This is a genomic window from Streptomyces olindensis, from assembly GCF_040645895.1.
Classification (GTDB): Bacteria; Actinomycetota; Actinomycetes; order Streptomycetales; family Streptomycetaceae; genus Streptomyces; species Streptomyces olindensis.
This window is the reverse complement of sequence record NZ_JBEYZD010000067.1, coordinates 1-24,252: the sequence shown is the minus strand read 5'-3', so window position 1 is coordinate 24,252 and position 24,252 is coordinate 1. Positions and strand designations below refer to the sequence as shown.

Genomic DNA, 24,252 nt, shown 5'->3' with positions numbered 1-24,252 from the left:
GTCAGCCGAGCGCCCGGTCCAGGTTGAAGGCCGCGCTGATCAGCGCGAGGTGCGTGAACGCCTGCGGGAAGTTGCCCTGCTGCTCCCCGGTGTGGCTGATCTCCTCGGCGTACAGACCGAGGTGGTTGGCGTACGTCAGCATCTTCTCGAAGGCGAGACGCGCCTCGTCGATCCGGCCCGCGTGCACCATGGCCTCGACGTACCAGAACGAGCAGATGGAGAACGTGCCCTCGTCGCCGCGCAGTCCGTCCGGGCTCGCCTGCGGGTCGTAGCGGTACACCAGCGAGTCCGACACCAGCTCCTCGGTCAGGGCGTCCAGCGTCGACAGCCACTTCGGGTCGGTCGGGGCGATGAACTTCGTCAGCGGCATCATCAGCACGGCCGCGTCCAGCACGTCGCCGTCCTCGTGCTGGACGAAGGCCCGGCGCTCCTCGGACCAGCCGCGGCTCATGATCCGCCGGTAGATCGTGTCCCGGCACTCCCGCCAGCGGGGCAGATCGGCGGGCAGGCCGCGCCGGTTCGCCATCCGGATGGCCCGCTCGATCGCCACCCAGCACATCAGCCGCGAGTACAGGAAGTTCTTGCGTCCGCCCCGGGTCTCCCAGATCCCCTCGTCGGGCTGGTCCCAGTGGTCGCACACCCAGTCGACCAGGGCGCACACGTCGTCCCACTGGTCGCTGGAGACGGGCTTGGCCCACTTGTCGTAGAGGTAGATGGAGTCGATCAGCGCGCCGTAGATGTCGAGCTGGAGCTGGTCCGCCGCCGCGTTGCCGACCCGGACGGGCGCCGAGCCCTGGTGGCCCTCCAGATGGTCCAGCTCCCGTTCGGGCAGTTCGGTGCGCCCGTCGATGCCGTACATGATCTGCAGCGGCCCGGAGGGCTTGCCGTCGCCCGGGCTGATGTGCCGGGTCACGAAGTCCATGAACGCCTCGGCCTCGCCGGTGAAGCCCAGCCGCAGCAGGGCGTAGACGCAGAAGGCCGCGTCGCGCACCCACACGTACCGGTAGTCCCAGTTGCGCTCGCCGCCGAGCCGCTCGGGCAGGCTCGTCGTCGGCGCGGCCACGATCGCCCCGGTCGGCGCGTAGGTGAGCAGCTTCAGCGTCAGGGCCGAGCGGTGCACCATCTCCCGCCAGCGGCCCTTGTAGCGGGACGCCGACAGCCAGCGCCGCCAGTACGCCACCGTCGCCGTGAACTGCTCCTCGGCCTCCGTGCGCGCGCACCGGCGGGGCGTGACGTCGCCGCCGACCTTGTCCAGCGCGAAGACCGCCGACTCGCCCTCGGCGAGCTTGAAGTCCCCGCGGACGTCCGGCCCGTCGGCCTCCAGCGGCACGGTCGCGGTCAGCGCGAGCGCCATCCCGTCGGCCTCGAAGACGGCCGTGTCGCCGGCCAGGCGGACGGTGTGCGGCCGGGTGCCGTAGTCGAAGCGGGGGGCCACGCGGGTACGGAACGGGATCGAGCCGCGGACGCACACCACCCGCCGGATCAGCCGGTGCCGCTCGGCCTCCACCGCACCTCCGCCGACCGGCATGAAGTCCTGCACCTCGCCGACGCCGTCCTCGGTGAAGAACCGCGTGATCAGCACGTTGGTGTCGGGGAAGTAGAACTGCTTGGTCCGCGCCGGCACGGCCGCCGCCAGTTCGAAGCAGCCGCCGCGCTCCGCGTCCAGGATCGAGGCGAAGACGCTCGGCGCGTCGAAGGCCGCGCAGCAGTACCAGTCGATCGTGCCGTCGGTCCCCACCAGGGCCACACTGCGCAGATCGCCGATGAGCCCGTGCTCGGCGATCGGCAGATACCGCCGGCCGTCCGCTGTTCCCTGCATGGCAGCCTCCCTGACCCGGCGGGCTCTCAGCCCCAGCTTAGGCGCGAGGTGCCCCGAAGGGACGGGGACCGCGGATCACACCGCCAGGACCCGCAGCCCGGCCTCCTCGAACCGCCGTACCGTCGCCGCGTCGGCCGCCGCGTCCGTGACCAGCGTGTCCACCGCCTCGGCCGCGCAGATCCGGGCGAAGGCCCGCTGCCCCAGCTTGCTGGAGTCGGCGGCCACGACCACCCGCTCCGCCCGCTCGCACAGCAGCCGGTTGATCGCGGCCTCCGCCTCGTCGTGCGCCGCGGCACCGTGCGTGACGTCGAAGGCGACCACGCCGAGGACCGCCACGTCCACGGTGATCTGCCCGAGCACCGCGTCCGCCAGCGGCCCGACCAGCTCGTACGACTGGGCCCGCGCGACGCCGCCGGTCAGCACGATCTTGAACTGGGGCCGCACCGCCAGCTCGTTGGCGATGTTCAGCGCGTTCGTCACGACGGTCAGCGCGGGCGACCCGGACGCCAGGTCCCCGCGCACGGCCAGGGCCCGCGCCACCTCCGTGGTGGTCGTGCCCCCGGTCAGCCCGACCGCCTCGCCGGGCGCGACCAGATCCGCCACGGCCTTCGCGATGCGCTGCTTCTCCGAGGCGTTGCGGGCCGTCTTGTAGCGCAGCGGCAGCTCGTACGACACACCGTGCACGACCGCGCCGCCCCGGGTGCGCACCAGCATCTGCTGCTCGGCGAGCCGGTCGAAGTCCCGGCGGATCGTCGCCGCCGACACCCCGAGCTCCCCGGCCGCCTCCTCGACGTCCAGCCGGCCGCGCTCGACGAGCAGTTCCAGCAGCGCCTTCCAGCGGGCGTCGCGCGACATCCGCACCTCCACGTCTCGATCCCGGGCGACCCTAGCGCACCAGTCGGCGCGCAATGCTTGATGATGCTCGAAAGGTGGCGATACCTTGCAAGAACAATCACATCGGAGGGTGCGGCATGACGCATGTCGAGGACGAGCTGAACAGCCAGCCCGAGTGCTGGACACGCGCCGCGGCACAGGCGGCGGGGTACGCGGAGGTGCTCCCGGCGCCGGGGGAACGGGTCGCGATCGTCGGCTGCGGCACCTCGTACTTCATGGCCAGGGCGGCCGCGGCGCTGCGCGAGGGCGTGGGCCAGGGCGAGACCGACGCGTTCGCCGCCTCGGAGTTCCCGCACGGCCGCGCCTACGACCGGGTCGTCGCCCTCACCCGCTCCGGCACCACGACCGAGGTCCTCGACCTGCTCGGCAGACTGAAGGGCCGCACCCGCACCACCGCGATCACCGCCGACCCGGACACGCCCGTGCGGACGGCAGCCGACGACCTCGCCGTCCTCGACTTCGCGGACGAACGCTCCGTCGTCCAGACCCGGTTCGCCACCACGGCCCTCACCCTGCTCCGCGCCCACTTCGGCCGCCACCCCGCCTCGGCCGTCGACGACGCCCGCACCGCACTCACCGAGCCGCTGCCCGAAGGGCTCGTGGACTGCGCGCAGTTCACCTTCCTGGGGCGGGGCTGGACCGTCGGCCTGGCCGACGAGGCCGGGCTGAAGATGCGGGAGGCCGCGCTGGCCTGGGCGGAGGCCTACCCGGCGATGGAGTACCGGCACGGGCCCATCAGCGTCACCACGAGCGGCACTGCGACGTGGATGTTCGGTGAGGCCCCCCGGGGGCTGGCGGAACAGGTCCACTCCACGGGCGGGTTGTGGATCGAGGGACGTCTCGACCCGCTCGCCGAACTCGTCCGGGCCCAGCGCCTCGCGATCGCCGTCGCCGCCACCCGCGGCCTCGACCCGGACCACCCGCGCCACCTCACCCGCTCGGTGATCCTCACGCCCTGATCCGTCGGGGATGGCGCTGCCCTCGCCCTGCCGCCGAGGGGCTCAGGGACCCGCGCCGAGGCCGAGCGCGCGTCCCGGCCGCCCGGCTTCACCATGCCGCTGCCGCCCGGCCCGCCCTGCCGCTGCCGGCCGGCCGCTCCCCACCGCCGGTGATCGTCGGCCCCTGCCGCAGGCCCCCCGTTCCCCGACCCGACCTTGGAGACACCGTGCCCCTCACCACCACCGGCGAGCTCATCACCCGTGCCGTCGCCGCCCGTTCGGCCGTCGCCTCGTTCAACGTCATCACGCTGGAGCACGTCGAGGCCGTCATCGCGGGCGCCGAGTCCGTGCCCGCCCCCATCGTGCTCCAGGTCAGCGAGAACGCGGTCAGGTTCCACGGCGGACAACTGCTCCCGCTCGCCCGCGCGGCCGTCGCCGCGGCCGAACACGCCGCCGTCCCGGTCGCGTTGCACCTGGACCACGTCCAGAGCGAGACCCTGCTGCAGCAGGCCGCGGACGCCGGCTTCAGCTCCGTCATGTACGACGCGGCCCGGCTGCCCTACGCGAAGAACCTCGCGGCGACCCGGGCGGCGGTCGACCGCGCGCACGCCCAAGGTCTCTGGATCGAGGCCGAGTTGGGGCAGATCGGCGGCAAGAACGGCAAACCCCCGCTGGACGCGCACGCCCCGGGCGCCCGCACGGACCCCGACGAGGCCCGGGCCTTCGTCGCCGACTCCGGTGTGGACGCCCTGGCCGTGACCATCGGCAGCGCCCATGCCATGACCACCCGCACCGCCACCCTCGACCACGCCCTGCTCAAACAACTGTCGGCCGCGCTGGACGTCCCGCTCGTCCTGCACGGCTCCTCCGGCGTCCCGGACGGCGAACTCACGGCGGCGGTCGCGGGCGGCATCACCAAGGTCAACATCGGCACGGCCCTGAACATCGCCCTGACCGGCGCGATCCGGGAGTTCCTCGCCAACCGCCCCGAGGCGGTCGACCCGCGCCACTACCTCACGGTGGGCAGGCAGGCCATGGCGCGGGTGGTGGAGCGGACCATCAGGGTGCTGGGCCCGCTCCTTCCTGCGCGCTGACGCCGCGGCCCGGACCGCGCCGCCCGTCGTCGTCAGCGTCACAGACCGCCGGAGGCCGTCCTGACCGTCGTCATCATGCTCTCGACCTCCGCGGCCGAAGGTGCCAGCGGGAAGCCAGCGGCCTGATGGTCGCGGCCCAGGGACAACAGGCGCATGAGGTCCTCGTCGTGCACGAAGCCCGTCAACGAAGGGTCGGGCTGACGACTCCGTCCCCAAGCGAAGTCCTTCAACTGGGCCCAGGCACCGGGCCGGCTGACGAGATGGCCGTAGAAGGCCCGGTGCTCGCTGCGCAGGATCAGCAGTTCCGCCAGTTGCAGCCGCCGGTCGCGGTCCAGTGGCCGGCCCGAGGAGCGTTCCAGGATGGTCGTCGCGAGGTTGAGGACGTTGACGTAGCGCTTGAGCCGTCGTGGACTCGGGGCGAAGGCCGTGCGGGCAAGGCTCCAGAACGGTTCCGAGTCCGCGAGCGCCGGCACGTAGGCGCTCAGTGAGTCGCGGAGCGTGTCCCAGGCGACCTCGGGGAGGAAGAAGGGGAGCTGGACGATCTTCTCCAGGTAGACCGAGCCCTTCACGGGGGCGAGGTCGCCGAACTTCTTTGCCGCCACTGCCGCGAGCAGGTCGTAGTCCATGGCGAGGACGAACACGCACCGCGAGTCACCGGTGAAAAGCTTCAGTGACTCGAGGACGGTCACCGCGGCCTCGGGCGTACAGCGGTCCAGATCGTCGATGAACACCACGAGACGCTCGGTGCCGTCGAGATAGTCGTTCACGGCGTCGGCGAAGTCCCGCTCGAAGGCGTTCACGTGACGATGGAACTCGGCGTCGCTGTCGGCCAGCCGGTCCAGCGCCTGCTGGGCCTCCTCCTTGCCCAGCAGGCCGCCCGTGACCAGGGGAGCGCCGCTGCTCAGCACGCCGCGCAGCGACAGCCACGCCAGGGAGCGCCCCAGCCGTACGGCCTTGTCGCGGGCGCGTTCGTCCTGCTTGATCTCCGCCAGCACCGAGGTGATGACCGCGGCCCACACTTCCTGCTTCTGGTCGTACTTCCACGGATTCACCCACACCGTGCGGGCGTCGGGACCGAGCAGTTCCTGCCACATGTGCATGAAACTCGACTTGCCGGACCCCCACGGGCCGAAGACGCCGACGGTCAGCGGCAGCGGCCGGGCGGCCTGCACCGCGTCGGCCAGCACCTCCAGGTAGGGCAGAAAGCCGTAGGCGTCACCGTCCCGGCTCAGGACGGGGTTGTCGGTGAGGGGTGTGAAGCCGGTGTTCGTCATCTGCGCGTCCCCCGTCCTCCTCGCCTCCGCACGGGCGAGGAGGCGTGCGTACCAGTCGCAGAGCAAGGGTGACAAATCCAGGGTCGTTCCGTCGCCGAAACCGGCATGGTGCCGTCATAATTCCCGTGCAGCGTCAGGAGATCGAGCCTTGCTCGGGACTGATGGGGGGACGCCATGGCCGTGGTGTGCGCCGCGCGGCGGGGAGCACGGTCCCCCGGCGCACCGGGCGGTGGTCGATGACCGGACCCGACGGATTCGACGAGCAGCGGCACGAACGGCCGGACGCGCCGGCCCCGCCCTCCGAGTCGGGCTTCACCTCCACACCGGTGGCCCTGCCCGAGCGAGGTGTGCCCACGTACCGGCTGCGCGGCCGCGAGGAGCTGGTCGGGAAGCTCACGCGCGCCGTCCGCGAGCATGTGGCGCGGCCGGGGCATGTCTCCGGAGTGTGGGTGCTGTCCGGGCTCGGCGGCTCCGGCAAGACCACCGCCGCCCTGGAAGTCGCCCACCAGCTGTCCGAAGAGGGCCCCGTGGAGCGCGTGTGGTGGGTGTCGGCCGCCGACGCCAAGGACCTCTCCAGCGCCCTGCACGCCGTCGCGTTCGACGCCGGTGCCGGCACGGGTGAGTTCGGCCTCGGCCACAAGGCGGACGTCCTGTGGCGGCAACTGGAGCAGCTGCGCGAGCCGTGGCTGCTGGTGCTGGACAATGTCAACGACCCCGAGTTGCTTGCCGCGGAGAAACAGCCGCTGCACCACGGTGTCGGCTGGCTGCACCCACCGCGGCGCCTGCCCGGTGCGGTACTCGTCACCAGCCGGCGGTCCGGCTGGCCGGAGCTGGCGGAATGGACCACGGAACTGCCGGTCGACGTCCTCGATGACGAGGACGGGGCTCAGGTCCTGCTCGACCTGGCTCCCAAGGCCGGAGGCAGAGCGGAGGCCCGGCTGCTCTCCGTACGGCTCGGCGGCCTTCCGCTCGCGCTCGACCTGGCCGGTACGCTCCTGAAGCGGGCCCGGGGCTGGCCCCGGGTGAGGGGACCGCGGACGTTCGCCGACTACCGCCGCGGTCTCGACGAACGGCTGGCTCGGCGCGTCGCCGACCAGGCATCCGTTCCGGACGAACTCGAGGGCGACCTGGCACGGATCACGGCCACCTGGGAGCTCTCACTCGACCTGCTCAAGGAGCAGAAGAACCACGCTGCCGAACCGCTGATGCTTCTCCTGGCGGCCTTCGGCGCGAGCCCGATCCCCCATCTGCGGCTCCTCGACCCGGAGGTGATCGCGCGGAGCGAACTCTTCGCTTCCTGCCGCCCCTCCTCACTGGAGTTGGGCACGGCCCTGGACGGGCTGACCGGACACCGTTTCGTCCACGAGGAGAGCGGCGGCGTCGGGGCGGAGGACGACGGCACGGACGGCCACCTCGCCATCCACCCGCTGGTGCGTCTCAGCATGCGCTACCGAAGGGAGTTCACCTCCAGCGTCCGGCAACTGCGCGACCTGATCGTCGCGTTGTTGCGCAAGGCGCTGGACGGCATGGACCCCGCTGCGCCGGCGCACTGGCCGCACTGGCAGGACATCGCCCCGCACTGCGCGGCCCCGCTCGACCTCCTCGTCCCCGGCCTGCCGGCGTCCGCCGTCGTCGAAGCGACCGACGCCGCGCTGCGCGCCGGGCTGTACCGGTACTACATCGGCCTGTACAGCGATGCGCGCAGGGAACTGCAGGTGGTCGCCGACGTACGGCGGGAACACCTCGGCGCGGACCATCCCGACACGCTCGCCGCCCGCCTGGCCCTGGCACTGGCCCTGCGCGACGAAGGCCGGCTCCACGAGGCCGAGAGCGAGTACGACTCGGTGGTCCGGGCGTGCGAAGGGACGCTGCCCGCCGACCATCAGCACACCCAGTCAGCCCGCAGCGGCCGCGCCAGGGTGCTGCGCGAACTCGGACGCTACGCGGAGGCGGAACGGGAGCTGCGCGTCGTCCTGCGCATCCGGGAGTCCGCCGAGCCTCCCGACCGGCGGGCCGTGCTGCGTACGCGTCATGACCTCGCCACCATCTGGCACAAGCGCGACGCGTTGAGTGAGGCCATCGCGGAGCTGGGGGAGATCTGGGAGACCAGCCGCGCCCTGTTCGGCGACGGTGACGAAATCTCACTGGCCTGCGGCATCAGCCTCGCCCGGGCGCTGCGTGACGCGGGGCGCACCGACGAAGCGGCCCACGTGTGCTCGACGGTCGTGACCGAGATCGCCAAGTACCGGGACCCTGAACACCCCGACAGGCTCCTCGTCGCGCACGAATTCGCCCGGATCCGCCGTGACCAGCACCACCTGACGGCCGCGGAGGCCGAACTCAGGCGGATCTGGACACTGAACCGGGAGCGGTTCGGGGACGAACACCCCGACGCCGTGGCCAATCGCCACGAACTCGCCACCGTGCTGCACCTGCTGGGCCGGCTCCAGGACGCCGCGGAGCACTTCGAGGCGGTGCTGGAGGTCAACAGCCGGCGATTCGGCGAGGACCATCCCCACGTGCGGATGTGCCGGGACAACCTGGAACTCGTCCGGGCGGACCTGGCGGAGCGAGCGACCGAGGGCATCCCGCGGGAGGCCCGTGTGACAGAAGGAGCGCGGACCATGGCCGAGACCCTGCCGGAGGACGCCGGACCCACCGCGCAGGACGCCGCGCACCGTGCCCGCCCGGCAGCCGGTCCCCAGTCCGACACCGGTCCGGATCTCGCGCACCTGCCGCTGGCGGAGGCACTCGCCCAAGCACCCTCCGCGTCCGACCCCGACAACCGGAGAATCCTGGACCGGATCACCCGGCCACGGCTGTCCCAAGGTGGCAGCGAACCCGGCGGAGGAGGTGGCTACTCGTCAGGTTCCCGGGAACCGCGCCGTTCCACCGGCCGTACCGGCATCACCTACCGGATCCAGGGGCGGCGCAAGCAGCGCGGGGCCGGCGAAGAAACCCCGTCCAGGCTTCCCGCACCCCTGCGGGAGCGCGATGCCTTCCGTGCGCTGGCGACGGGAACCGAGGACCGCGACATCGTCGCGGAGCTGAGGGCGCAGCAGCGCGGCAACCGCGTCAGGGAGCTCAGCGCGCTCTTCGAGGAACTCCACAGGCAAGGCGGCACAGTCGAGCCGTTCGGGCCCGTGGCGCATGTCCAGGACCTGATCAATGAGGCCTCGCGAGTCGCCCCGCAGACCACGGACGACCTCTTGCTGGATCCGGCCGTCGGACGGTGGTTCGGCCGCGTGCTGGGAGTACCCGGGCAGCGCCGGACCGGCGGGGACCTTCCGCTCTGGGCCGGCCTCGGCCACCTGTACGCGATGGCCGCCGCAGCCGGTCTCCGGGCCGGGCTCTCGTTCACCTGCCGGATCCCGGTGCACAGGGGCCTCGCCGTGCTGCCCACCCTGGGCGTGGCCGACCTGGGGCCGACGGCGGCGCAGGTGGCCGTCGTCGAGGGGACCGCGGGCCGGGCCACCGTACGCACCGCCGCGGCGGAGGTGTCCCTCCCCGGGGCGCTCCACAACGCGGCACCCGGCTGGCATCCCCTGCGCCGAGTCACCGACGGCGGAACGGGGGGACCGCTGACGATCTGCCTCGACGACATCCATCCCTTCCGCCGCACCGGGGAGCCGGAGCCGCCCGCACGGCTCTCCGAGGACCGGGCGGCGCGCTGGGCGGACCTGATCGACGAGGCGGGGCGGATCCTGCTGCGCACCAGCCGGCGGCACGCCGAGGCGACGGGCACCGCGCTGACCGCGATCACTCCCTCTCCGGCGGTCGAGGGACCGCAGATGGCGTCGTTGTCCTCGAGCGACGCGTTCGGCGGCGCCGTGCTGAGCGAGCCGCAGGACGCGGTGGAACTCGCCGGGACCCTCACCCACGAGTTCCGCCACATGAAGCTCAACGCCGTGCTCGACCTGGTCGACCTGTACGACGACCACGATGACGGCACCCTCCACTACGCGCCCTGGCGCGACGTCCCGCGCCCCTTCGAGGGGTTGTTCCAGGGCGTCTACGCGTTCTTCGGAGTGGCCGAGTACTGGCAGCGGCTCACGGCCACGGCCCACGGGGCGGAACTGAGGCGCGCCCAGTTCGAGCTCGCCTACTGGCGTGCCCAGGTGTGGGACGCGTATCTCGTCCTGCGGGACTCGCCCCGGTGGACCGACGTCGGTGCCCGCTTCGTCGCTCTGATGGGCACGAGCTGTGGCCTGTGGCGGACGCGGTACGTCCCTGGGGACGTCGCCGCGCTCGCCGCCGAGGCGGTCGTCGACCACAGGGTGCGCTGGCGGCTCCACCATCTGCGGCCCGATCCCGGTGAGGTGGCCGGCCTGACGGACAGCAGGATCCACGGCGAGGCTCGGCCCTGGCGGCAGCGTACGGACTCCGTGCTGTGCCCGGACCCGGCGGCTCGGGGACTCGCCGTGGGCATGGCCCGTATCCGGCGATCCGCCGTCGACCCGAACCCGGCGCGCGGTGGTGTTCCCGGGCATCACACAGACGTGGGGGACCCGGCGGCCCCGCACTCCGCTGACGCGGTGCGTCTGCTCGGCGACATCAGGCGGGCGCGGTGCCTGTCCGTCGCCGAGGTAAACGCCGATCCGAGCCGCCCCGACGCCTGGGTCAGCCTGGCACTGGCCCTGCGCAGGACGGACTCCGAGGCGGAGACACGGGGCGCCGCACGAGCCCTGCTGCATCGCCCGGAACTGGTGCGCGCGGTGTACTTGTCCGTCCGGGCGCGTAGAGGAAACGCCCCCGACCCAGTCGCTCTCGCCGCCTGGATCGACGCGCCGGACGCCGGGGACCCACCGCCGGTCTACCGTCCATGAGCGGCCCCGGCCGGCCCGGACCTGCCGGGAGGCGTGTCGCGACGGCTACCGCTTGACGGCCTTCAGCACCACGAACTTCGGGTCGCTCGCGACCACCCGGCTGTTGCCGAACACCTTGCGCAACTTCACGTGGTAGCCAAGGTGCCGGTTGCCGATCACCCACAGCTCACCGCCCGGCCGCAGCGCCCGCCGCGCCCCGGTGAACATCCGCCAGGCCGTCGCGTCCGTCGTCGCCTGGTGGGCGTGGAACGGCGGATTGTTGAGGACCAGGTCGACACTGCCCGACGGCACGCCCGCCAGCCCGTCACCGACCCGGAACTCGGCGTGCCCGGGCACGCCGTTCGCCTTGTACGTCGCCTCTGCCGAGGCCACCGCCTGGAACGACTCGTCCACGAACAGCACCTCGGCCGACGGGTCGGCCAGCGCCACCGCCGTCCCCACCACGCCGTTGCCGCACCCCAGATCCACCACCCGGCCGCCCCGGCCGTCCGGCAGGTGCCGCAGGAAGAACCGCGTGCCGATGTCGAGCCGGTCGGCGCAGAAGACCCCCGCGTGGTTGACGACCGTGCGCCCCGAGGCCGGGCCGATGCCGTCCGGGAGCGCGTAGACGTACGGCCACGGGCTCGCGGGCCGCTCCAGTGCCGGCTCCGGCGTGCAGAAGATCAGCCGGGCCTTCTTCTCGGCGAGCGAGGTGCGCGTCGGACCGAGGATCCGCTCGAACAGCCGCAGCGTCGAGGTGTGGATCTCCTTCACCATCCCGGTGCCGACGACGACCGTCCCCGCGTGCACCGCGGGCGCCAGCCGCAGCAACTGGTCCTCCAGCAGCGCCAGGCTCTTCGGCACGCGCACCAGCAGCACGTCGATCCGTCCCGGCGGCGGGTCCTGTGTGGTGAGCAACCGTACGGCGCCCGGTTCGGCCCCGGCCCGCGCCAGGTTCGCGCGCGTCGCCTCCTGCGCCAGGTACGAGTCGGTGATCTGCACCGGCCGGTGCGCCGCGAGCGCCGTGACCAGCGCGCCCCAGCGGTCCCCGACCACCACGACCGTGCCCGACAGCGGAACGTCCTCCCCGGCCAGATGCCGCAGCAGGTACTCGTCGGAGGCGTCCCAGGCGCGCAGCCGGTCGCGCGGGTCCTCGGGGAAACGGGTCAGCGCGAGCGCGCCCCACGGCGTCGTCATACGGTCGTTCATCGTGCGTCCAGGCTAGCCGAGCCGCAGCTCAGCCCCGGTCGGGCAGGATGGGAGGCATGGACGGCGAGCTGTTCCCCAGGGCCCGCACCGAGATCGCGCCCGGCGCGGTGCACGTGCCGGACTGGCTGGACGCCGGGGAGCAGCGGGCGCTGCTCGACGCCTGCCGCGCCTGGGCCCGGCCGCCCGCCGGACTGCGCACGGTCCGCACGCCCGGCGGCGGCACCATGACCGCCCGGCAGGTGTGCCTCGGCTGGCACTGGTACCCCTACGGCTATGCCCGCACGGTCACCGACGGGGACGGCGCCCCGGTCAAGGCCTTCCCGGACTGGCTGGGCGACCTGGGCCGCCGGGCGGTGCGGGACACCCTCGGGGGTCCGGCGCCCGCCTACGACATCGCACTGATCAACTTCTACGGCGCCGACGCCCACATGGGCATGCACCGCGACAGCGACGAGAAGTGCGACGCGCCGGTGGTGTCGCTGAGCCTCGGGGACACCTGCGTCTTCCGCTTCGGCAACACCGAGACCCGCAACCGGCCCTGGACCGACGTCGAACTGCGCAGCGGCGACGTGTTCGTCTTCGGCGGCCCGTCCCGGCTCGCCCACCACGGGGTGCCCCGGGTGCACGCGGGCACGGCACCGCCCGCGCTGGGCCTGACCGGACGGCTCAACATCACGCTCCGGGTCAGCGGCCTGTAGGCCGCCGCTCCGGCGGATCATGGGAGACTCGCCCTCATGAGCGGGAAGGCGGACCCCCGGCCGGCGGGGGATGGGAGCACCTCGAGGACGCGGCTGGACCGGGGGCGCGGAGCCCTCGGACCCGCGCTGGAGCTCGTGCACACCGGACGCGCGCCGACCCGGGCCGTGCTCACCGCCGAGCTCGGCGTCACCCGGGCGACGGCCGGCGCGGTCGCCGCCGAACTGGAGGCGCTCGGCCTGATCCGGGTCGACGCCCGGCCCGGCGCGGCGGCCGGCTCGCAGGGCCGGCCCTCGCACAAGCTGGCCGTCGCCGAGGACGGGCCCGTCGCTCTCGCCGCGCAGGTGCACGCCGACGGGTTCCGGGCGGCGCTGGTCGGTCTCGGCGGCCGGATCGTCGCCACGGCGCCCGGCTGCGAGGTCGTCGACGCCGACCCGGCCAAGGTGCTCGCCTCCGTCGTCACGGCGGGCGCCGAGCTGCTGCGGCAGACCGGCCTGCGGTGCGTGGGCGCGGGACTCGCCGTCCCGTCCGCGGTCGCCGAACCCGAGGGCCTGGCGCTCAACCCGCTGCACCTGGCCTGGCCCGCGGGCGCGCCCGTGCGGGACATCTTCGCCGAGCAGGTGCGCGCGGCCGGTCTCGACGGACCCGCGTTCGCCGCCAACGACGTCAACCTCGCCGCGCTCGCCGAGCACCGGCACGGCGCCGGGCGTGGCTCCCGCGACCTGCTGTGCGTGGCCACCGGCCACCGCGGCGTCGGCGGCGCCCTCGTCCTCGACGGCCGCCTGCACCGCGGCAGTTCGGGTCTCGCGCTGGAGGTCGGCCACCTCACCGTGCACCCCGAGGGCCGCCCCTGCCACTGCGGCAGCCGCGGCTGCCTGGACGTGGAGACCGACCCGCTGGCCTTCCTGACCGAGGCGGGACGCGAGCCCGGTCCCGAGGTGTCCCTGCTCCAGCAGTCCATCGACCTGGTCCGCCACCACTACGACGACCCGGGCGTCCGCACCGCCGCCGAGACCCTCATCGACCGGCTCGGCCTCGGACTCGCCGGCCTGGTCAACATCCTCAACCCGGACCGGATCATCCTCGGCGGCCTGCACCGCACCCTGCTGGACGCCGACCCCGACCGGCTCCGCGCGGTCGTCGCCGACCGCAGCCTGTGGGGCCAGAGCGGCGGCGTGCCCATCCTGCCGTGCACCCTCGACCACAACAGCCTGGTCGGCGCCGCCGAACTGGCCTGGCAGCCGGTCCTGGACGATCCGCTGGGAGCGCTCACGTAGCCGCCCGCAGCGACGTCACTCCCGGGTCGTCACCCCCGGTTCGTCACTCCCGGCGTCACTCCTGTGTCGTCCGGCTCCACAGCGCCGCCACCACCGGCCGCCGCAGATCCGCCCGCCGCACGCACAGCCCGATCGGGAACGGCTCCGGCGCCGGATCGGCCGGGAGCACCTCCAGCCGGTCCCGCACGGCGCTGTGCTCCAGCACCAGGCGGGGCACCACACCCGTGCCGCAGCCCAGCGCCACCAGGGTCAGCAGCCCTTCGTGGCCGTCCGGTTCACACGCCACGTCGGGTACCGTGCCCCTGCCGCGGAACCAGCGGTCGGCGGCATCACGGACCAGACCGCGCTGCGGGAGCACGAACGGGCCGTCCAGCCCGGGATCGGGCCGGTCCCGGGCCGTCACCAGGACCAGCTCGGTGACCGCGACCGTGCGGCTCACCAACGGCTCCGGCAGCCTCGGCGGGATGCCCGCCACGGCCGCGTCGACCTCGCCCTCGTCCAGCCGGGCCAGCGCCGCCGCCGCGTCCCCCGTGCGCAGGTCGAGCCGCACCTGCGGATGCGCGGCGCGGAACGGCGCCAGCAGGTCCGGCAGCAGCGCCTGACACGCCGTCACCGTGGCGAAGACGGTCAGCCTCCCGCCGAGCAGCGCCGGATCGGGATGCTCCTCCCGGTAGGCGCGCCACAACTCCAGGGCCCGCATGGCGTACGCGCGGAACCGGTGCCCCTCCGCCGTGAGGGACACGCCCCGCGGCCCCCGGTCGAACAGCCGGTGCCCGAGGTCCGCCTCCAGCCGCTGCACGGTCCGGGTCAGCGTGGCCGGGCTGACGTGGCAGTCCAGGCTCGTCCGGCCGAAGTTGAGCGTCTGCGCCAGGTGCAGGAACAGCCGCAGCTCCCGGTGATCGTCCCGCACGACCTGGCCCTTTCATCCACTGCAACAGGGCGCTGCACAAGTTGCGCTTGCCGCAACACTCCGGGCGAGCCTACAACTCGACCATGACCTCGACGACCACGTACACCTCCCGCGTCTTCCCGCTCGACACCCTGGAGGTGCCGGGCGGGACCGAGACCGTCCTGCCCGGCGGGCGGCACCTCTTCCCGCTCCTCCCACGGGCCTTCTCCGGCGTCCGGCGCGTCGGCGTCCTCGGCTGGGGACCCCAGGGACGGGCGCAGGCCCTCAACCTCCGTGACTCCCTCGCCGGCACGGGCATCCGGGTGGCGGTCGGGCTGCGCCCCGGCTCCGGCTCCCGGACCGACGCCCGGGCCCACGGCTTCACCGAGGACGACGGCACGCTCGGCGACTGGCTCACGATCGCCGCCGACAGCGACCTGGTGATCCTGCTGATCGCCGACGCCGCGCTCGCCGCTCACCACCGGGAGATCTTCGCGGCCCTGAAGCCGGGCGCCGTCATCGGCCTCTCGCACGGCTTCCTGCTCGGCCATCTCCGGGAGACGGGCGGTGAGTTCCCGCCCGGGCACGGGGTGATCGCCGTGTGCCCCAAGGGCATGGGCGACTCCGTGCGGCGCCTCTACCAGCAGGGCGCGCACGTCAACGGCGCCGGGATCAACGCCAGTTTCGCCGTGCACGCCGACCCGGACGGACGGGCCGTCGACCTGGCGCTCGGCTGGTCCGTGGCGCTCGGCTCGCCGTACACCTTCCGCACCACGCTCGACAGCGAGTACCGCTCGGACATCGTCGGCGAACGAGCCGTCCTGCTCGGCGCCGTCCACGGCATCGTCGAGAGCCTGTACACCCGGTACCGCCTGGCCGGCGACGACGAGGTCACGGCGTACGAACGGTCCTGCGAGAACGTCACCGGCCCGATCGCCCGCACGATCTCACGGTCCGGGCTGCGGGCCGTGCGCGAACACCTCGACGCCACCGGGCGGGACGTCTTCGACCGGGCGTACACGGCGACGTACGTCCCCGCCCGCGAGATCGTCGCGGAGATCTACGACGAGGTCGCCGACGGCACCGAACTGTGCAGTGTGATCCTCGCCGAACAGCGGCTCGGCGCCCGCCCGATGAGCGGGATCGGCGGCTCGCCCATGTGGTCGGTGAGCGACCGGGTGCGGGCCCGGCGCGGCACCCGCGAGCTGCCCGTCGACCCGTTCACCGCCGGGGTGTTCGTCGCCACCATGACGGCCCAGGTCGACGAGTTCGCCGAGCGCGGCCACCCCTGGTCGGAGATCGTCAACGAGTCCGTCATCGAGGCCGTCGACTCCCTGCTGCCGTACATGCACGCGCGGGACGTGGCCCACATGGTCGACAACTGCTCCCGCACGGCCCGGCTCGGCGCCCGCCGCTGGGGCCCGCGCTTCCAGGCCGCGTACGAGCAGATCGCCTACCCGGCGGCCGCGAACCCGGCGGACCCCGACCTCGTGGCGGACTTCGGCAGTCATCCGGTGCACGAGGCGCTGGCCGCGGCGGCGAAACTGCGGCCGTCCGTGGACATCTCGGTGACCTGAGCCTGACCCCACGGGTATCAGGCTTGCGCGCGTCACTTCCGGGCAGGCGAGCCGCTGAGCGGGCAGGCTGGTCGGCAGACAGCACGCCCGCACCGCACCACCGAGGAAGTTGACGCAATGACCGACAAGCTCACCGTGAGCGTCCTGGGCACCGGCATCATGGGCGCCGCGATGGCCCGCAACCTCGCCCGCGCCGGACACACCGTCCGCGTCTGGAACCGCACCCGCGCCAAGGCGGAGCCGCTGGCCGCCGAGGGCGCGCACCTCGCCGAGAGCCCCGAGCAGGCGGTCCGGGACGCCGACGTCGTCCTGACCATGCTGTACGACGGCCCGGCCGCCCTGGACACCATGCGCGAGGCCGCCCCGGCCCTGCGCCCCGGCACCGCGTGGGTGCAGTCCACCACCGCCGGCATCGAGTCCCTCGGCACCCTGGCCGCCTTCGCCCGCGAGCACGGCCTGGTCTTCTACGACGCCCCCGTGCTGGGCACCCGCCAGCCCGCCGAGGCCGGGCAGCTGACCGTGCTCGCCGCCGGCCCCGCCGAGGGCCGGGACCGGGTGACGCCGGTCTTCGACGCCGTCGGAGCCCGCACCGTGTGGGCCGGCGAGGACGGGGCGGCGGGCGCCGCCACCCGCCTGAAGCTGGTCGCCAACAGCTGGGTCCTCGCCGCCACGGCGGCCGTCGGCGAGGCCCTCGCCCTGGCCAAGGCCCTGGACGTCGACCCGCACGGCTTCTTCGACCTGATCGCGGGCGGCCCGCTCGACATGGGCTATCTGCGCGCCAAGTCCGACCTGGTCCTCGACGGCCGGCTCACGCCGCCGCAGTTCGCCGTGAGCACCGCCGCCAAGGACGCCCGCCTGATCGTCCGGGCCGGTGCGGACCACGGCGTCCGCCTGGACGTGGCCGAGGCCGCCGCCGCCCGCCTGGAGCGCGCCGCCGCCCAGGGCCACGCCGACGAGGACATGGCCGCCGCCTACTTCGCCAGCTTCGACGACACCCCGTCCGCCTGATCACCCAGGAGGTTCCCCCATGTCCAAGCCGCCGCTGCCGCCCGAGGCCGACGCCCTGCTGAGCCGGCCCAACCCGTGCGTCATGGCCACGGTGCGCTCCGACGGCGCACCGGTCTCCACCGCCACCTGGTACGCGTGGAAGGACGGCCGGGTGCTGATCAACTTCGACGCGGGCCGCGTCCGCCTGAAGCACCTGCGGCGCGACCCGCGCGTGACCCTCACGGTCCTCGCCGACGACGACTGGTACACGCACGTCACGCTGATCGGCCGCGTCACCGAGATGTACGACGACGAGGGCCTGGCCGACATCGACCTGCTCGCCCGGCACTACCTGGGCAAGCCCTACCCGGAGCGCGCCCGCCCCCGGGTGAGCGCCTGGGTCGAGGTCGACCGCTGGCACGGTTGGGGCGCGATGAAGGACAGCGACCAGGCCTCGACCTGAGGTCAGCTCCGCCACTCCACCGCGAACGCCCGGCCCGGGTTGTCCACCAGGATGCGCCCGACCAGCTCCTCGCCCACGGCCTGGGCGAGCCGGGGCCGCACGCGGCGCAGCAGATGCGGCATCCCGGGGCCGCCGTCCACCGAGCGGGCGGCGGCCGTCGTGGTGTCCGCGCCCAGCAGCAGCCGGTCGCCGAACCCGGCGTCGGCCAGCGCCCGTACGGCGTCCGGCATCCGCCAGTCCGTGGCGTGATGGGCGCGTGAGGGCCCGTCGAAGGCCAGATAGCAGCCGGACCGAGCGGCCTGCCGGTGCGTCACGAGGTCGGGGGACCGGTTCAGGTGCCCGAGCACCACCCGGTGCGGCGGCACCTCCCCCTCCCCGCACAGCAGGTCCAGGACGTCCGGCGCACCGGTGCCCAGCTCCAGGTGCACGGCGATCGGCGCGCCCGTCGCGTGGTGCGCCTCGGCCGCCGCCCGCATGGTCCAGCGGGCGTGCGCGTCCAGGGCGTGGAACCCTCCCGCGACCTTCACGAGCCCCGCCCGCACGCCCGACGTCCCGATGCCGTCGGTGAGTTCGGAGACGAAGACGTCGGCGAGCCGTCCCCGCAGCCCGGCGAGGGTGGCCTCGTCGTAGTGCTCGGCCTGGTGCAGGCCGGTCGCCGCCACCACGTGCACGCCGCTGTCGCGGGACAGCGGCGGCAGATCGGCGGCCCGCCGCCCGAGCCCGTACGGCGTCCACTGCACCACGGCCCCGCCGCCCTGCTCCCGGAACGCGGCCAGCTCCGCCCGCGCCGCCGTCACGCTGCGCAGCTCCTGGCCCGGCAGCCGGGGACTGCCGAAGAAGAGGTGGTCGTGGGCGTCGCACACCCCCAGGTCCCCGGGCGGCACGTCCCCGAGCACCGTACGGACGGCGCTCACCACTGCCGCCCCCGGGGCAGCCGGTCCCGGCCCGGCGCCGACAGGTGCAGCACCTCGAACACCTCGCCGTCGGCCCGGGGCGCGTCGTGCTCCCAGAGGGAGAAGTGGACCAGCTCCCAGCGGCCGGTGTCGACGGCGGCAGCGGCGAGCAGGGCCCCGTCCTCGGCCGCCAGCCGCCGGACCTCACCCACAGCGTCCGCAGCGACGTCGGCCAACAGCCCACCGTCCGGCACGGGTTGACGCCGCCGCACCGCGTACCGCGCCCGCGAGCCCCGCCCCTCCTCGTACGCCAGCCCCGTCCACTGCCGTGCGGACGGCCGCCCGAAGTCGTCGCTGAGCCCCTGGAACCCGCCGCCCCACAGGAAGGAGTTCATGCCCTCCACCGTGTTCCACAGGTAGAAGGGCGCGTACTGGTGGACGGGCGAGCCATGGCGTCCCCGCTCGCGTATCAGATAGGCCTTGAGACCGAGCCCGTCCCAGTCGTCGAGCAGCCCGCCCACCCGGGCGACACGGTCGCGGACGATCCCCATGTCGTAGGCGGCGGGCAGCGTGAGCTCGTACTGCATGGCGTGCATGGAAGGTCTCCTCAAGGGGTCCGGGGTGCCAGCAGCGACAGCAGCCCCCGCACGCCCGCGTCGAACGCGGCGGGAGAACCGGAGGCCCGGGCGAGGACGTAACCGCCCTGGACGGTCGCGACGACCGCGGTCGCGATCTCCCGGCCGTCCAGCCCGGGTGCGAACTCGCCCTGTTCCTTGCCCTCTTCGACGATCGCGGCGATCCGCTCACGGAGCCAGTCCAGTGTCTCGTCGACCGGGGCGCGCAGCTCGGCGCTCGCGATCACGTCCGGATCCATGGTCAGCCGGCCGACCGGGCAGCCCCGCAGCACGTCCCGCTCGCGCCGCAGGTACGCCGCGATGCGCTCGTACGGCGTTCCGGGGCCGCCGAGCACCGCCCCGGCCGTGGCCCGCATCTCCTCGGCGGTCCGCCGGATCGCGGCCAGCGCGAGGTCGGGCTTGCCCTTGAAGTGGTGGTACATGCTGCCCTGCCCGGCGCCCGCGCGCTCCAGGATCGCCTTGGGGCTGGTGCCCACGTAGCCGCGCTCCCACAGCAGCTCGCGGGTGGATTCGATCAGCCGTTCCGAGGTGCTCATGCACGCACTGTACATACCAGTAGTTACAGAAGTCGAGGGCCTGAGGAGCGCCTGTCGCCGGGCCGCCTACTCCCCGTGAGGTAGGCACACTGCCGCCGGCCGTACGACGACGGCGCTGGCTCACGCGACGACCCTCGAAAGCACAGGCATTCCGGCACAGCGACCGAGGAGTTGGACGACATGCAGACCCTGGCGAACTACGGCGACGGCGGGCCCGGACCCTGGATCCTGTTCGTCCCGGTGATCTGGGCGCTGGTCATCGGCGGCGGCATCGCGCTGCTGCGCCGCACGGTGTGGCGCGGACGCCGCGGCGGCCCCTGGCGGCAGCCCCCGGCAGGAAACGACTCGCCCATCGCCGTACTCGGCCACCGCTTCGCCTCCGGTGAGATCGACGAGGACGAGTACTGGCGCCGCCTGTCCGTGCTGAACGAGGAGTTCGGGCGCACGTCCAAGGGAGGGGGTATGTGAACAATCCGGCCGAATGAAAGCCGCCTGGCGTGTTTCCACCCTCGGAATTGAAGCTTCCGGGGGTGAAAACGGCACAACTCCCGCTCCGCTCCCGCCGGCCGACTGCCGCAGGGATTTCCCTGCTTGACATGCCGCTTCGGTCGGCGTCTATGGTGATCGCCGCACAGACGAACAACGACCGGGGAAGTCGTTCTGTGGGGGGAACCGAACTGTTTGTGCTTATCTGCTCTGCCTTCTTCAGTGCCCCCTGCTCCGCACAGGTCTTTTTTCTCAGGAGGGGCTGCCGCATGGCAGATGAGAAGGTTCTCGCCGCGCAGAAATGGGTCAACGCCACCTACGGCGGTGTTTCGGGTTATGCGAGATGCCCGGAAGACGGAAAAACCGGCTGGCCCGTCATGTACTCACTGACCATGGGGTTGCAGCACGAACTGGGCATCAGCCCCGTCGTCGCCAACTTCGGTGCCGGCACGCTCGCCAAGGTCCAGGCCCTCGGCACCATCGGCATCGGCTGGCAGAAGAACAAGAACATCGTCAAGATCCTGCGCCACGCCCTGTTCTGCAAGGGGTACTGGGGCGGGGACACCGGCGTCGCCTCCTTCGACTCCGTCGCCGCCGCGTCGGTCGACAAGATGAAGGAGAACATGGGCATCGAGCAGGACGGCGGCGTCGTCCAGCCCAAGGTGCTCAAGGCGATGCTCAACATGGACGCCTACGCCGTCCTCGCGGGGGGCACGGACAAGGTCAGGTCCATCCAGCAATGGCTCAACGGGCGCTATTGGAAGCGCAGCAATTTCTCCATCGGCCCCACGGACGGTCACTACTCGCGTGATGTCCAGCAGGCCCTGATGAAGGCGATCCAGCTGCAGATCGGAATATCCGAGGCGGACGCGACCGGAAACTTCGGCCCCGGTACGCAGGCCGGTCTGAAAGCCAATGCCGTCGGTCCCGGATCTTCGGGCATCATCATGCAGCTGTTCTCCGCGGCATGTGTCTTCAATGAACCCATCGCGAGTTCCCCCGAAGACGACCAGCGGACCCACTTCACCGATGTCTGGGACGGCGACATCGCGGGGTGGCTGAAGGGATTCCAGAAGTTCTCCGCCCTGGAAGTGACGGGCGTCGGCGACTACCGGACGTGGGCCCAGCTCCTCGTGTCCATGGGCGACCCGGACCGGCCCGTCAACGGATCCGACACGGCGTACACGATCACCCCGTCCAGGGCGTCCCGCATGTACGCGGACGGGTACCGCTACGTCGGCCGGTACCTCAACGAGGCGTCCGCAGGCGGCGGTTCGAAGATGATCGAGGAAGGGGAACTCGCCACCATCTTCGCCGCCGGGATGCGCGTGTTCCCGATCTTCCAGGACCACGGCCGCAGCCTGGCCGAGTACAACTGGGCCAACGGCCGCAAACACGGCCAGTGGGCCCACGACCAGGCCGTGCACTTCGGCTTCAACCGCGGCACCGTCATCTACTTCGCGGTCGACTACGACGCCACCGTCGAGGACATGCCCCGCATCCTCGAGTACTTCCGCGGCGTCACCTCCGGCCTGTCCTCCAAGGGCAAGCGCTACCTGCACGGCGTCTACGGATCCAGGAACGTGTGCGCCCAGGTCACGCAGGCCACCGACGCCGCCTACTCGTTCGTGTCCGGCATGTCCTGGGGCTTCTCCGGCAACCTCGGCATGCCGCTCCCGCAGAACTGGTCGTTCAACCAGATCAAGGAGTACAAGGTCACCAACGGCTCCGACGTCTTCTACCTGGACCGCGACGCGCACCGGCCGCGCTCCGACGAGGGCCAGAAGACCGTCAACCGCGTGGTCTCCCCAGCCGCGGACTTCATCGCGAACATCGCACGGCTCCACACCCTCGCCAAGAACTACGGCAAGGGCGACCCGAACCGGCTCGTCACGGACTACTACCGGCAGAAGCGGTACGCCGGCACGCAGTGGAAGCTGCTGATCAGCGGCATCGACCGGTCCTTCGTCGAGTACGCCGACGACAACGGCGCGGAACTGCTCGACGCCTTCACCGACCCGTTCACCGGCGACTCCCTCGACCCGCAGCACCTCCTCGCCACCGCGGCCGGCCACCTGATCAAGCCCAGCCCGGCCGCCGCGGGTTCGGCCAACGAGGGCGACGTGGCCGGCTGGGCCGGCGACCTCATGACCTTCTACGGCGAGTGGCGCCGCGACAGCGACAGCATCGCCTCCGGCCACACCTACTGCGTGCAGCGCCTCGGCCAGAACGGCGTGGTCTCCTCCTTCGGGCACAACGACCTCGTCGAGGACGCCGACGGATACCTCCTGGCCGCCCAGATGCGGAGCGGCACGTCCATCGCCGCCGCCGTACGCGCCCACTACGAGCAGACCGGCGGGGTCACCCGGTTCCGGGACTTCTTCGCCAAGCGGTTCGCGAGCAAGGCCGCCACCGCCGCGGACGCCGCGTTCGACATCCTCACCACCCCGCACAACCTCATCGCCGGGGGACGCACCTACCTCGTGCTCACCACGGCCGAGGAAGGCGTGATCCTTCCCAACATCCTCCCGACGGACCGGCTCAGGGAATACTGCCGGGGGTTCGCGGACGTACTGGTCGCCCGCGCCGGCCTGGAGCGACGCAGCCAGGCCCGGTACCTCGCCAACCACAAGAGCCTGTTCCGTTAGGAGCCGTCCATGAGCTGGGTCGTCCTCCTGGTCATCGTGTGCCTGGGCCTGCTGTGCCTGAGGCTCCCCGGGGGGCGGCGCGGCCGCAACGCCGTCGTCGGGTGCGTGGTCGCCGGCGCGCTGTCCTACCTGTGGGGCGCCGCGCAGGTGCTGTTCGCCGACCCGGCCCGCATGTGCGACACGCCGTCGTGGCCGCGGCCCGACTGGGACCGGTTCGAGGACCGGTTCCTGCCGCCGCGCGCGGCCTGCCACTGGGACGACGGGCGGACGCAGGATCTCGTCTCCCCCTGGGTCGTTCCCGCCCTGTCCATCAGCTTCGGGCTGGCTGCCGCGTGCCTGATCGCGCTGGCCGTCACCCGCTACCGGAAGGAACACTCGCGTTGAGCGACACCGCTCCCGGGCTCACCCGCCGTCAGGCCCTCGGCATCACCGCCGGCCTGACCGCCGGGGCCCTCCTCGTCCCCGTCGCCGGCACGGCCGCGGCAGCACCCGCCGAAGGCGTCTGGCGCGGCACCACCACGCAGAACGGCTGGCCCGTCATCGACCGGGCCGTCACCCACCGCGTCGAGGGCACCGGCGTCGACGTGCCCCTCGCGCAGGGCGACGTGGCCACCGTCCTGCTGCACGTCGCGCGGCGATACGCGTACGAGATCGACATGCTGCGTCCGCGCGACATCCAGGGACACACGGTCGACCGGCACATCGGGGCGCCCTTCGAGTCCAACCACCTGTCCGGCACCGCGATCGCCGTCCGCCCGCTCTTCTACCCGCTCGACGCGGACGCCTCCACCGGCATGACCGACCAGGAGCGCACGATCGTGCGGGACATCCTCGCCGACTGCGAGGGCGTCGTCGTCTGGGGCGGCGAGCTCGAACCGGTGAAGGAGTCCCACTTCCACATCGCGGTCGCCCCGGGCGACAGCCGTCTCACCCGCCTGGCCCAGCGCATCCGCGGCTGGGACGCCGCACCCGGCCAGGGCGCGGGCAGCATCGACGCGTTCGCCCCGGCCCGGATCCGCCGCGCGGAGAAGGCGGCGGCATACGGCGGTGCCGGGCCAATCGCGTACGACGGCCGCCGTACGCGGCATCACCGAGGGTTTCTACGGCACCGCGTGGACGCACCGGCAGCGGC

General features: G+C 72.7%; 20 protein-coding genes. 12 read left to right on the top strand and 8 right to left on the bottom strand.

From position 1 onward, the window contains the following. Window position 1 precedes the first annotated feature (1 nt). Both ABZ948_RS32080 and ABZ948_RS32075 read right to left on the bottom strand, forming a co-directional pair. On the bottom strand, window positions 2-1,819 hold the full coding sequence (locus ABZ948_RS32080) for a glycoside hydrolase family 15 protein (protein WP_359765450.1): 1,818 nt from the start codon (window positions 1,817-1,819) through the stop codon (window positions 2-4). Between the two features lie 75 nt (window positions 1,820-1,894). Next, entirely contained in the window at window positions 1,895-2,674 is a 780-nt protein-coding gene (locus tag ABZ948_RS32075; protein ID WP_359765448.1) for a DeoR/GlpR family DNA-binding transcription regulator, read from the bottom strand. 116 nt (window positions 2,675-2,790) lie between these two features. On the opposite strand from ABZ948_RS32075, the gene ABZ948_RS32070 reads away from it, so the two are divergent. Both ABZ948_RS32070 and ABZ948_RS32065 read left to right on the top strand, forming a co-directional pair. Next, window positions 2,791-3,672, top strand: a complete 882-nt coding sequence (locus ABZ948_RS32070) for an SIS domain-containing protein (RefSeq protein ID WP_359765446.1) — start codon at window positions 2,791-2,793, stop codon at window positions 3,670-3,672. 206 nt (window positions 3,673-3,878) lie between these two features. After that, entirely contained in the window at window positions 3,879-4,745 is an 867-nt protein-coding gene (locus tag ABZ948_RS32065; RefSeq protein ID WP_359765444.1) for a class II fructose-bisphosphate aldolase, read from the top strand. 38 nt (window positions 4,746-4,783) lie between these two features. Here the strand turns inward: ABZ948_RS32065 and ABZ948_RS32060 are convergent, their stop codons facing one another. Continuing rightward, window positions 4,784-6,019, bottom strand: coding sequence for a KAP family P-loop NTPase fold protein (locus tag ABZ948_RS32060; RefSeq protein ID WP_359765442.1), 1,236 nt, complete (start codon window positions 6,017-6,019; stop codon window positions 4,784-4,786). A 236-nt stretch (window positions 6,020-6,255) separates the two neighbouring features. Here ABZ948_RS32060 and ABZ948_RS32055 point away from each other — a divergent pair, with 236 nt between their 5' ends. After that, on the top strand, window positions 6,256-10,845 hold the full coding sequence (locus tag ABZ948_RS32055) for an aKG-HExxH-type peptide beta-hydroxylase (protein ID WP_359765440.1): 4,590 nt from the start codon (window positions 6,256-6,258) through the stop codon (window positions 10,843-10,845). Window positions 10,846-10,890: 45 nt separating this feature from the next. Here ABZ948_RS32055 and ABZ948_RS32050 read toward each other — a convergent pair whose 3' ends face one another. Next, on the bottom strand, window positions 10,891-12,021 hold the full coding sequence (locus tag ABZ948_RS32050) for a methyltransferase (protein WP_359765471.1): 1,131 nt from the start codon (window positions 12,019-12,021) through the stop codon (window positions 10,891-10,893). 68 nt (window positions 12,022-12,089) lie between these two features. Here ABZ948_RS32050 and ABZ948_RS32045 point away from each other — a divergent pair, with 68 nt between their 5' ends. Together ABZ948_RS32045 and ABZ948_RS32040 are read left to right on the top strand one after the other, a co-directional pair. Next, window positions 12,090-12,731 carry an alpha-ketoglutarate-dependent dioxygenase AlkB family protein gene (locus tag ABZ948_RS32045; protein WP_359765438.1) on the top strand — a complete coding sequence of 214 codons (642 nt, stop codon included), beginning with the start codon at window positions 12,090-12,092 and terminating at the stop codon, window positions 12,729-12,731. Window positions 12,732-12,767: 36 nt separating this feature from the next. Then, window positions 12,768-14,006, top strand: a complete 1,239-nt coding sequence (locus ABZ948_RS32040) for an ROK family protein (RefSeq protein ID WP_359765436.1) — start codon at window positions 12,768-12,770, stop codon at window positions 14,004-14,006. Window positions 14,007-14,061: 55 nt separating this feature from the next. On the opposite strand, the gene ilvY is transcribed toward ABZ948_RS32040, so the two are convergent. Then, window positions 14,062-14,916 carry an HTH-type transcriptional activator IlvY gene (gene ilvY, locus ABZ948_RS32035; protein WP_359765434.1) on the bottom strand — a complete coding sequence of 285 codons (855 nt, stop codon included), beginning with the start codon at window positions 14,914-14,916 and terminating at the stop codon, window positions 14,062-14,064. Between the two features lie 83 nt (window positions 14,917-14,999). On the opposite strand from ilvY, the gene ABZ948_RS32030 reads away from it, so the two are divergent. The 3 genes from ABZ948_RS32030 (at window position 15,000) to ABZ948_RS32020 (ending at window position 17,922) form a co-directional block, all read left to right on the top strand. Continuing rightward, the gene (locus tag ABZ948_RS32030; RefSeq protein ID WP_359765433.1) at window positions 15,000-16,472 is read left to right on the top strand and encodes a ketol-acid reductoisomerase; all 1,473 of its coding nucleotides are present in this window, start codon (window positions 15,000-15,002) and stop codon (window positions 16,470-16,472) included. Window positions 16,473-16,589: 117 nt separating this feature from the next. After that, window positions 16,590-17,480 (top strand): NAD(P)-dependent oxidoreductase, encoded by an 891-nt coding sequence (locus ABZ948_RS32025; RefSeq protein ID WP_359765431.1) that lies wholly within the window; start codon window positions 16,590-16,592, stop codon window positions 17,478-17,480. Window positions 17,481-17,499: 19 nt separating this feature from the next. Further along, complete coding sequence (locus ABZ948_RS32020) at window positions 17,500-17,922, top strand: PPOX class F420-dependent oxidoreductase (protein ID WP_359765429.1); 423 nt, start codon at window positions 17,500-17,502, stop codon at window positions 17,920-17,922. Window positions 17,923-17,924: 2 nt separating this feature from the next. On the opposite strand, the gene ABZ948_RS32015 is transcribed toward ABZ948_RS32020, so the two are convergent. Genes ABZ948_RS32015 through ABZ948_RS32005 form a run of 3 tightly spaced genes read right to left on the bottom strand, consistent with a single transcriptional unit; the run spans window position 17,925 to window position 19,986 of the window. Further along, window positions 17,925-18,836: a phosphotriesterase family protein gene (locus tag ABZ948_RS32015; RefSeq protein WP_359765427.1), complete on the bottom strand. Its 912-nt coding sequence runs from the start codon at window positions 18,834-18,836 to the stop codon at window positions 17,925-17,927. Next, window positions 18,833-19,411: a DUF4865 family protein gene (locus ABZ948_RS32010; protein WP_359765425.1), complete on the bottom strand. Its 579-nt coding sequence runs from the start codon at window positions 19,409-19,411 to the stop codon at window positions 18,833-18,835. Before ABZ948_RS32010 ends, ABZ948_RS32015 begins: the two co-directional genes overlap by 4 nt. Window positions 19,412-19,422: 11 nt before the next feature. Next, entirely contained in the window at window positions 19,423-19,986 is a 564-nt protein-coding gene (locus tag ABZ948_RS32005) for a TetR/AcrR family transcriptional regulator (protein ID WP_359765423.1), read from the bottom strand. A gap of 180 nt (window positions 19,987-20,166) precedes the next feature. On the opposite strand from ABZ948_RS32005, the gene ABZ948_RS32000 reads away from it, so the two are divergent. From ABZ948_RS32000 to ABZ948_RS31985, 4 genes are all read left to right on the top strand, one after another. Further along, on the top strand, window positions 20,167-20,454 hold the full coding sequence (locus tag ABZ948_RS32000; RefSeq protein WP_359765421.1) for an SHOCT domain-containing protein: 288 nt from the start codon (window positions 20,167-20,169) through the stop codon (window positions 20,452-20,454). 287 nt (window positions 20,455-20,741) lie between these two features. After that, the gene (locus tag ABZ948_RS31995) at window positions 20,742-23,120 is read left to right on the top strand and encodes a glycoside hydrolase domain-containing protein (protein ID WP_359765419.1); all 2,379 of its coding nucleotides are present in this window, start codon (window positions 20,742-20,744) and stop codon (window positions 23,118-23,120) included. A 9-nt stretch (window positions 23,121-23,129) separates the two neighbouring features. Next, a complete protein-coding gene (locus tag ABZ948_RS31990) occupies window positions 23,130-23,504 on the top strand; it encodes a hypothetical protein (RefSeq protein WP_359765417.1) in 375 nt (124 codons plus the stop codon). Next, window positions 23,501-24,252 (top strand): hypothetical protein (locus ABZ948_RS31985; RefSeq protein WP_359765415.1); only part of this gene is annotated, 752 nt, incomplete at its 3' end. The genes ABZ948_RS31990 and ABZ948_RS31985, both read left to right, overlap by 4 nt.